At 63.0% G+C, this 9,558-nt stretch carries 6 protein-coding genes, 1 pseudogene and 1 riboswitch; of the genes and pseudogenes, 4 read left to right on the top strand and 3 right to left on the bottom strand.

Annotated elements, in window-relative coordinates; all coding sequences use genetic code 11:
* The coding region (locus D3872_RS17870) for an Ig-like domain-containing protein (protein WP_147373910.1) at positions 1–824 on the top strand (824 nt) is incomplete at its 5' end.
* A 72-nt stretch (positions 825–896) separates the two neighbouring features.
* On the opposite strand, the gene D3872_RS17865 is transcribed toward D3872_RS17870, so the two are convergent.
* Complete coding sequence (locus D3872_RS17865; protein ID WP_119812078.1) at positions 897–1,553, bottom strand: PEP-CTERM sorting domain-containing protein; 657 nt, start codon at positions 1,551–1,553, stop codon at positions 897–899.
* Positions 1,554–1,994: 441 nt separating this feature from the next.
* Between D3872_RS17865 and D3872_RS17860 the strand changes: the two genes are divergently transcribed.
* From D3872_RS17860 to D3872_RS17850, 3 genes are all read left to right on the top strand, one after another.
* Positions 1,995–4,190 carry a S9 family peptidase gene (locus D3872_RS17860; RefSeq protein ID WP_307719442.1) on the top strand — a complete coding sequence of 732 codons (2,196 nt, stop codon included), beginning with the start codon at positions 1,995–1,997 and terminating at the stop codon, positions 4,188–4,190.
* 354 nt (positions 4,191–4,544) lie between these two features.
* Positions 4,545–4,631: riboswitch (cyclic di-GMP riboswitch) on the top strand.
* A 134-nt stretch (positions 4,632–4,765) separates the two neighbouring features.
* Positions 4,766–6,592: a S8 family serine peptidase gene (locus D3872_RS17855; RefSeq protein WP_119812077.1), complete on the top strand. Its 1,827-nt coding sequence runs from the start codon at positions 4,766–4,768 to the stop codon at positions 6,590–6,592.
* Positions 6,593–7,191: 599 nt separating this feature from the next.
* Positions 7,192–7,794, top strand: a complete 603-nt coding sequence (locus D3872_RS17850) for a TetR/AcrR family transcriptional regulator (protein ID WP_119812076.1) — start codon at positions 7,192–7,194, stop codon at positions 7,792–7,794.
* A 149-nt stretch (positions 7,795–7,943) separates the two neighbouring features.
* Here the strand turns inward: D3872_RS17850 and D3872_RS17845 are convergent, their stop codons facing one another.
* Together D3872_RS17845 and D3872_RS17840 are read right to left on the bottom strand one after the other, a co-directional pair.
* The gene (locus D3872_RS17845) at positions 7,944–9,176 is read right to left on the bottom strand and encodes an ArgE/DapE family deacylase (RefSeq protein ID WP_119812075.1); all 1,233 of its coding nucleotides are present in this window, start codon (positions 9,174–9,176) and stop codon (positions 7,944–7,946) included.
* Between the two features lie 8 nt (positions 9,177–9,184).
* Positions 9,185–9,558: pseudogene (locus D3872_RS17840) on the bottom strand (urate hydroxylase PuuD); the annotation flags it as partial.

The raw sequence follows: 9,558 nt of genomic DNA, 5'->3' as shown, positions 1-9,558 counted from the left end.
TCGACATCGCCGCACCTGGCGTCGGCATTTACACGACCATTGCCGGCGGAGGGTACGGGGCTGTGAACGGCACCTCGTTCTCCAGCCCGCTGACCGCCAGCGTCGTGGCGCTGATGCTGTCGGCAAATCCGGCACTGCAGCCATCCCAGGTCGACAGCATCCTCGCGTCCACCGCCGACGACGTCGGCACGCCCGGCCGCGACGATTACTACGGTGCGGGCCGCATCAACGCGGCGCGCGCCGTGGCGGCCGCCCGCGGCGTGGCTCCTGCCGACACCCAGGCGCCAACCGTGTCGGTCAGCGCACCGGGCAGCACCGTATCGGGCATCGTGGCGGTGAACGTCAGCGCCGCCGACAACGTGGGCGTCACCCGCGTCGAGCTATACGCCGGCGGCGCGCTGGTGGCGACCGACACCGCGTCGCCGTATAGCTTCAGCTGGGATACCGCATCGCGCGCCGACGGCCTGACCTCGCTGGTCGCCAAGGCCTACGACGCGGCAGGCAACTCGTCGTCGAGCACTGTCAATGTCACGGTGGCCAATAATGTTACGGCCGATACCATCGCGCCAACGGTCAATATCGGCAATCCTGCCGACGGCGCAAGCGTGAACGGCAACGTCGGCATCACCGTCAGCGCCAGCGACAATGTCGCGGTAACGGCTGTGAGCCTGTATATCGACGGCGCCCTCAAGGCGACCGGCAACGCCTCGCTGTCCTACTCCTGGAACGCCCGCAAGGCTTCCCGCGGCGCCCACACCATCCAGGCTGTGGCCCGCGACGCGGCCGGCAACGCATCGACCAGGACCATCCAGGTCAACCGCTAAAAGCGGTTCGCTGAAAAGAAAATGCCGGTCAGTTGTGAACTGACCGGCATTTTCTTACTTGACGTTGCGGAATTACTGCTTGCGCCGGCGGCGCATGGCGGCTGCCGCACCCAGGATGCCGATACCGAACAGGGCGACATTGCCCGGCTCCGGCAGCTCCTGTGGGTCGCAGTCCACCTCGCATGGCGGCTCCGTTCCACCACGCTGTGCAATCGTGTAGTGTGAAACGTCCTTCGTATTAGGGACGTCGAAGGGCGGATCCGCAAACGGCGAGCTCCAGACACCGTTTGAGAATAGCTCGTTGAAGCGGAATGCAATCAGGTTGGTATCGCTGCCGTCCTTAAAGACAATGATGTAGTCGTTGGCGGCAAAATTAGCAGCTGTAATCGCCCACGTCCCATTCTGATCGTTACTTGGATCTACCTGTAGATTCCCGGTATTCAACGTCCAGTCGGAAAAACCAAAGAAACCGGCCGCATTGATGTTGGCAATCGAGGCAACGTTGCTGGAATCGGGTGGGGTTGTGTACTGGCAAGCATTTGCCGCCGTGAGCAACCCGGTAGCGTCTTCGACCTTCGCCGTCGGATTGGTGGTAAATGAAGCTGGACAGCTGACGAGTGCCGCTTGCGCAGCGTTACCGAATCCCAATACGGTCGCAGCCAGAATGGCGACCCTTACCAATTTACTAGTTTTTATTTCTAACCGGTTATTCCGTAGTGGTTTCATCATCTTCCCCTATTGAAATAAGCATCGACATTTTCATTCCGTCAAGTCGGACTAACGACATATTTATCGAAGCATATTTCGTGCCATTTAATGCAAAGCTTTGATTTATTTCTATGTTTTCTTATTGGAATATATTTATAATCAATATCTGTAAAATTACTCGACAATGTCTTCAAGTTAATCAAAAACTAAAATAGATTAAAAAGAAATTGAGTTCTCTGGAAAGCTTTATACTAGGCACTAATAACCTTGCCAAAATGCTCGGATAACGACGCTTGGTGGAGCCGCGGTTACCGCGAGCAAGCGAACGCCGGCGCAAAAAGCCATGTCGCGCTGCTTGGTCGCATGGGCTAGAATACCTATTCGCAACTTTCTGCGAACAGCCTCCCTTCCCTTACTGCGCGAACAACGATGCGATTATTTGCACTACCTCTATTAGCAGCGATGTGGGCGATCCCCGCCGCGGCATACACCCCGATATCCCTCGACCAGGCGATGTCCCACCCCGACTGGATCGGCACGCCGGTGGAAGATGCCTGGTGGAGCTGGGACGGCAAGCAAGTTTTCTATATACAGAAGCGCACCGGCTCGCAGCTGCGCGACACCTTCCAGGCGCTTAACGGCAAGCCGCGCAAGGTCAGCGACGCCGAGCTGGCCAACGTCGACGGCCCCAACTTCACCTACAACCGCGACCGCACCCGCGCGATCCTGACGCGCAACGGCGACCTGTTCGAACGCGACCTGAAGACCGGCGCCCTGACCCAGATCACGCGCGGCAGCACTGGCCTGGCCGCGCCGCAGTATTCCGCCGACGGCAACCAGGTGCAGTTCCGCGTCGGCCATGAATGGCTTAGCTGGAACCGCGCCGACCGCCTGGTGTCGCCGGTGGTGCGCCTGCGCGCCGAAAAGGATCCTGCAGCGAACCCGGACGACGACTCCCTGCGCGCGATGCAGCTGCGCCTGATCTCGACCCTGAAACGCCAGAAGGACGACCGCGACGCCGCGCGCGACCGCACCGAGGAAGAACGCCGCGCCGACGCCACCCGCGCGCCAGGCCCGATCTACCTGGGCGACAAGGTCGTCATCGACGGCAGCGCGCTGTCGCCGGACGGGCGCTGGCTGCTGGCGGTCACCGCGCCGAAAAACGGCGACAAGGGCCGCGTCGGCAAGATGCCGCGCTATATCACCGAATCGGGTTACGAGGAATTCGACGACCAGCGCCCGCGCGTTGGCCGCAACCTGCCCCTGGCGCATGCGCTCAAGCTGGTCGACCTGAAGACGCGCAAGGTGCACGATCTGCCGTTCGACACCCTGCCCGGCATTTCCACCGACCCGCTGGCGGAGCTGCGCAAGGCGCAAAAGATCGACCCGCTGAAGGGCAACCGCTCCGTGCGCGTGGACGACGACGGCGAAAGCATCCGCTGGAGCGCCAACGGCTCCCAAGCCGCCGTCATGGTGCGCGCAGTCGACAACAAGGACCGCTGGATTGCCAAGGTCGACCTGGCCGGCCTGAAGCTCAACCCGGTGCACCGCCAGAGCGACACTGCCTGGGTCAACGGCGGCAACAACGACTTCGGCTGGCTGTCGGACAACGGCACGCTGTGGTTCCTGTCCGAGGAGACCGGCTACTCGCACCTGTACACCATGAACGGCGCCAACGCGGCCCGGGCCCTCACCGCCGGCAAGTGGGAGGCGACGCGGGTGCAATGGACATCCGACGGATCGACCGCCTACATGCTGTGCAACCCGAAGAACCCGGGCACGTATGAGGTCTGCGCGGTGTCAAGCAAGGACGGCGCGCTGCGCGAAGCAACGGCGCTGGAAGGCGTGGAGCACTTCACGCTGTCGCCGGACCAGCGCAAGCTGCTGGTCGGCTATTCGTCGAGCTACATGCCGATCCAGCTGGCCACCGTGCCGGCGGCCGGCGGCGCAGCGGTCAAGCTGACCGATACCCGCACCGCCGGCTTCAAGGCGCGCACCTGGATCGAACCGCAGTACGTGGCCATTCCGTCGACCAAGGGCGCCGGCGAGGTCTGGGCCAAGCTGTACCGCCCCGCCACGCTGGAACCGGGCAAGAAATACCCGATCGTGATGTTCGTGCACGGCGCCGGCTACCTGCAGAACGTCAGCAAGCGCTACCCGGTGTACTTCCGCGAGCAGATGTTCCACAGCCTGCTGGTTGAGAAGGGTTACATCGTGCTGGACATGGACTACCGTGCGTCGAAGGGCTATGGGCGCGACTGGCGCACGGCGATCTACCGCCAGATGGGCTATCCGGAACTGGACGACTACATCGACGGCGTCAACTGGATGGCGGCGAACCATCAGGGCGACCTGAAGAACGTCGGCATCTACGGCGGCAGCTATGGCGGCTTCATGACCTTCATGGCGCTGATGCGCGCGCCCGATGCATTCAAGGCCGGCGCCGCGCTGCGCCCGGTGACCGACTGGACCACCTACAATCACGAGTACACCTCGAACATCCTGAATACGCCGGATCTGGATCCCGAAGCCTACCGCAAGTCGTCGCCTATCGAATACGCCGACCAGCTGAAAGGCAACCTGGTGATCTCGCACGGGCATGGTCGACGACAACTGTTCTACCAGGACTCGGTACGGCATGCGCACGCAGCGCCCTGATCGAGCTAAAGAGGACCAATTTGGGAAATGGCCAGCTACCCGCTGGAACGCCACGCCTTCGTGCAGCCGGAAAGCTGGTACGACCAGTACCGCCGCATCTACCAGCTGTTCGAACGCACGCTGAAGAACTGACAACAGCCGCCTCGCGGCCGTCACCCTCCACCAAAGGCGCCTCCGGGCGCCTTTTTTCGTCTGCGCCCGCGTTTCTTGAAAGCGTGGCTACTCACACCGACAACTAAATAATCAAAAGGCTAGACAAGCGTGAATTTGTTACAAATTTTCTGATGCCGTACGTACACACCGCGCGCAATTCAATCGGATGCGAGGAAATTTTCCCGTAGGATTGACTTCGCCAACTGCAAAAAGCAAACCTCGCGAAAGCGGGTGACGCAAAGTCTACGGTCTACCGGGCGCAAGCCCCACGACGGCAGGACTGCCAGAGCGCGCACCCTCCCGCACCTCCCCGCGGCCAGGGCCAGAACCCCTCCAACGCGATCATTCACAGCGATCGCGGAGCAAATTCTTGCGTAACCCCGGCAGTCCTGTTTTCGACATTTTTAAACAGGATCTGTCACATGAAATTCGCAACCGCCTCACTCACTTCCGTCAACCGCACCGGCGCCTTGAAGCTGCCCCTTGGCGCCGCAATGGCAGCGGCCGCAATGGCGGCACTGGCCCCTTCCGCGCAGGCATCGCGCTTCGACGGCGCCGCCACTGCCGAGTTCGCAAGTGGCCGCATTCTCGTTGAGCCGCGTGAAGGCCTGTCGGGTGACGACTTCGACAAGATCATGAAGCGCCATGGCGGCCGTGGCCGCGGGCGCAAGATGGGCCAGAGCAACCTGCACGTGGTCGACGTGGCCGGCGGCCAGTCGGACGAAGCCGTCATCGAGAAGCTGAAGCGCGACCCCAACCTGAAATACGCCGAGCGCGACCGCAAGGTGAAGATCACCGCCGCCGTCAACGACCCGTACATGGGCAGCGCATGGCACCTCACCAAGGTTGGCGCACCTGCCGCCTGGGATTCGACCATGGGTGCCGGCGTGACCATCGCGATCCTGGACTCCGGCGTCGACGGCGCCCACCCTGACCTCGCAGCGAGCATGGTCCCGGGCGTCAACGCGTACAACAACAACACCGATACCTCCGACGTTTGCGGCCACGGCACGGCCGTCGCCGGTGCGGCCGCCGCGGTCATCAACAATGGCGTCGGCGTGGCCGGCGTGGCGGGCAAGTCGAAGATCATGCCGATCCGCGTCGCGTTCGTCGACGCGGACAACGAGTGCTACACCTACTTCAGCACCGTCGCATCGGGCCTGACCTGGGCCGCCGATCACGGCGCGCGCATCGCCAACGTCAGCTTTTCCGGCGTAGCCGGCAGCGCCACCGTGCAAAGCGCCGCGCAATACATGAAGAACAAGGGCGGCCTGGTATTCGTCTCCGCCGGTAACGCAGGCGTCGACGAAGGCTACGCGCCGACCACCACCCTGGTCGCCGTCGCGGCCACCGATTCGAGCGACAACAAGGCAAGCTGGTCGAGCTTCGGCAACTTCATTTCGCTGTCCGCGCCCGGCACCAACATCTGGTCGACCAACAAGGGCGGCGCCTACGGCACCTGGAACGGCACCTCGTTCGCCAGCCCGCTGGCCGCAGGCGTCGGCGCGTTGCTGATGTCGGCCCGTCCGGACCTCAATGCAGCGCAAATCGAGCAGATCCTGTTCAACACCGCGCTCGACCGCGGCGCAGCAGGCCGCGACCCGCTGTTCGGCCATGGCCGCGTGGATGCCGCCAGGGCGCTGCAGGCTGCGGTGGTCAACGTTCCCGCGCCTGACACTTACGCTCCTGCGGCCGCTATTACCGCACCGCTGGCCAACAGCTCGGTAAGCGGCCTGGCCGCCGTCAACGTCAACGCAAGCGACAACGTGGGCGTCGCCCGCGTCGAGCTGAAAGTGAACGGCACGGTGGTGGCGGTCGACAGCTCGGGGCCGTTCGGCTTCAGCTGGAATTCGGCCGGCGTTGCCAACGGCATGAACACGCTGATCGCGACCGCTTTCGACGCGGCCGGCAACAGCATGGCGTCGGCGCCGGTATCGGTCAACGTTGCGAACGCAACGACGCCGATTGTGAGGGACACGACGCCGCCTGTGGTCAAGATCCTGAACCCGGTCGCGGGCCGCGTGTCCGGCACGGTCACTGTGAAAGTGAGCGCTACCGACAACTCCGGCGCCGCAGACATCAAGCACACCCTGTACATCGACAACGTGGTTGTCGCACAAGGTTCGGGCGGCAGCCTCGCGTACACCTGGCGCATCCGCAAGGCCGCTGCCGGCGTACACAACGTGGCCGCTGTCGCAAGGGACGCCGCCGGCAACATCAGCTCGGCGTGGGTACAAGTAACGAAGTAAGTTTCGCATCCGAATGAACGCACCAGAGGCAGAGATTCTCTGCCGCTGGCTGCGTTGACCACGTCTTGCCCTGGTAAGCAGGGTCGGACTGGCTTACTTGCAGTCATTGGCGCAGGTCTTTCTCAAAGCGCCAAGCTTCCAACGGAAACGGCCCGTCCGGGGTCTCCAGTTGGATGATCATCGTACCGGTACGCTCCCAGCCGTGCCTCAGATAGAACATCGCTGCTCGTTGGTTGCCAAAGGCACACGCGAGCCAGGCGGTGTCGACTCCCGTCGCCGACAATCATCTCTCGGCGTCGTTTAGCAGAGCGCCGCCGACGCCATTCCCGCGTCCGCGGTCCGAAACGTACAGTTGATCGAGCTCGTCGCCGTGAACCATGCAGAATCCGACGGGCCGGCCAGGCAAACCCGCCACCCGGATGCTGGGCAATGCGGCCCGAAGCCTTTACCGGACGGCGCAGCACGAAGCCGGCCAGCCAGTACATTGCGGCCGCAGCCGCCATCAGCAGAAGAAAGCTCATTCTCGGATCCCAAGACAATGTTGACAGCGTCAATTTAAAGGGATATGCTGACACTGTCAACATTCAATTGAGGCACCAATGAAGGATGCCCGACTCACCTACCATCACGGCAACCTGCGACAAGAGCTGGTCGACTCGGCGGTAGAACTCCTGCACAGCGAAGGCGAAGAGGCGTTGACGCTCAGGGCAGTGGCTCGCGCCGCCGGCGTATCGCAGACCGCGCCCTATCGTCACTTCAGCGACAGGGGCGCACTCCTGGCGGCGGTGGCCGAAACAGGATTCTCGAAGCTGGACGAACGCTGCGAACACGCCCTGTCGATTTCCGGCGGGCCGCGGGACAGGCTGCATCGGCTTGGCAAGGCCTATGTCCAGTTCGCCCGGGATGAGCCAGCCCTGTATCGGCTGATGTTTGGCGCCGAACTCGGCCCCTTCAAGGACGCGTACCCCAGTCTGGACGCTGGGGCCAAGCGGGTCCACGACATGATGCGCATTACTGTTGAGGACCTCATGCCCGAAGGGGGCGCTCCCAATGCCGACGCCGAATCCGCATGTATTGCGGCATGGTCGTTGGTTCATGGGCTGGCGTCACTTCTGATCGACCGCAACATCAATGTGCCCGCGAACAGGGCTACAGCACTGATCGACAGCGTTACCTCGCTGTTCGCAAAAGGATTGCCATAGCGGGACGCAGCCTGCCGTAACGAATGCGCCCAATGGTTCGATCATCAGCCAATACGCCGTGACCATTGATCGGCAAAGGAGCTCGAATCAGAGAACGCGAAGTTCAAACGATTGCTGGCCGAAGCGACGCACCGAACCGGCGCCAATATCTACTTGCCCAGGAAATCCAGCAAGGTCAGCGCCACCACCTTGGTCGCCTTGCGCAAGTCCTCCAGCGCCAGCTTCTCATCAGCTTTCTTCGCATTCGATTCCGGCACCGTGCGCGGCCCCGCGCCGTATAGCACCGCCGGAATCCCGTGCTCGCCATACAGGCGCGCATCCGCATACAGCGGCGTACCGTGCGCCGTGATCTCCTCGCCGATCACCAGCTTGCCATTCTTCTGCAGCGCCGCCACCAGCTTCTCGCCTTCAGGCAGCGGACGCAGTGCGTGCGACAGCAACAGCCGGCGGATCTCGACACGGATGCCCGGCTCGCCCCTGACAGCGCCCTCGATCAGCGCCCTCACCTGCGCTTCCACCGCAACCGGATCCTCTTCCGGAATCATGCGGCGGTCCATCTTCATGACTACCTTGCCCGGTACGACGTTGGTATTGGTGCCGCCGTCGATGCGCCCCACCAGCATGGTCGGCGAGTCGATGCCCGGCACTTTCGACTTGATCTTCTTCAGTTCCGGCAGCTGGCCGTAGATCGCGTTGAGTATCTTCGTGGCCGCCTGCAGCGCGTCATGCCCGGTCTCGGGCATCGCGCCGTGGCCGGACTTGCCGTGCACCGTGATCTCCAGCTGCAGGCAGGCGTTGTGCGCGGTGACGATGTTGTAGCTGAAGCCCGCCGCGATCACGTAATCCGGCCGGGTCAGCTTCTGTTCCAGCAGCCAGCCCGGTCCAAGCAACCCGCCGAATTCCTCGTCATAGGTGAAGTGCAGTTCGAGCGCGCCCTTGAGCGGCACGCCCAGCGCTTCGAGCGCACGCACCGCGAAGATGTAAGTGGCGAAGTCGCTCTTGGACACCGCCGCGCCGCGGCCGTAGATGAAACCGTCCTCGATCACGCCTTCGTACGGCGGCTTGGTCCAGCCCTCTCCCGGCGGCACCACGTCGCCATGCGCATTCAACGCAATCGTCGGACCACCTGCCTCATACGGACGGCGCACGATCAGGTTGGTGATGCTTTCCATGCCGTAGCCGCGTACCATCTGCGGCGGCACCACATGCTTCTCGGCGTTCCAGCCGAATTGCCCGACCATGCCGGCCACCGCTTCCGCATGCGGCGCGTTGTTCCCCGGCGGCGTATCTGTCGGCACGCGCAGCACGCCCTGCAGGAAAGCCACTTCCTCGTCGAAGTGCTGGTCGATCCAGGCTGTCAGTCGGTCTTGTGTCGTCGTCATGGCGATTCCTATTTGGCGCCGGCTTCGAACCACGCGCCTAGTTGCGCGCGTTCCGCATCGGTCATGTTGGTGAGGTTCCCGATCGGCATGACCTTCAGGCGTACCGTCTGTTCGTAGACTTTGGCTGCGTTCTGGCGCACCAGCGCCTCGTCATGCAACATCACGCCCATCGGCGCGGTGGCGAAGCCGGGCTGGGTCGGCTTGTCGGAGTGGCAGGACACGCAGCGCTGCGCGATGATCGCCTGCACGGCGGCGAACTGCGCGGCCGGGTCGGCGCCCTGGGCCGCCGCTGCAGGCGGCTTTGGCGCAATCGCGACGGCCAGCGCCAGCAGCAGCGCGACGCCCACCACCGGATACTTCCACTCCACGCGGCCCTTGTGGC

The sequence above is a fragment of the Massilia cavernae genome (assembly GCF_003590855.1).
GTDB lineage: Bacteria > Pseudomonadota > Gammaproteobacteria > Burkholderiales > Burkholderiaceae_D > Telluria_A > Telluria_A cavernae.
This window is presented reverse-complemented; position numbering and strand designations above follow the sequence as displayed.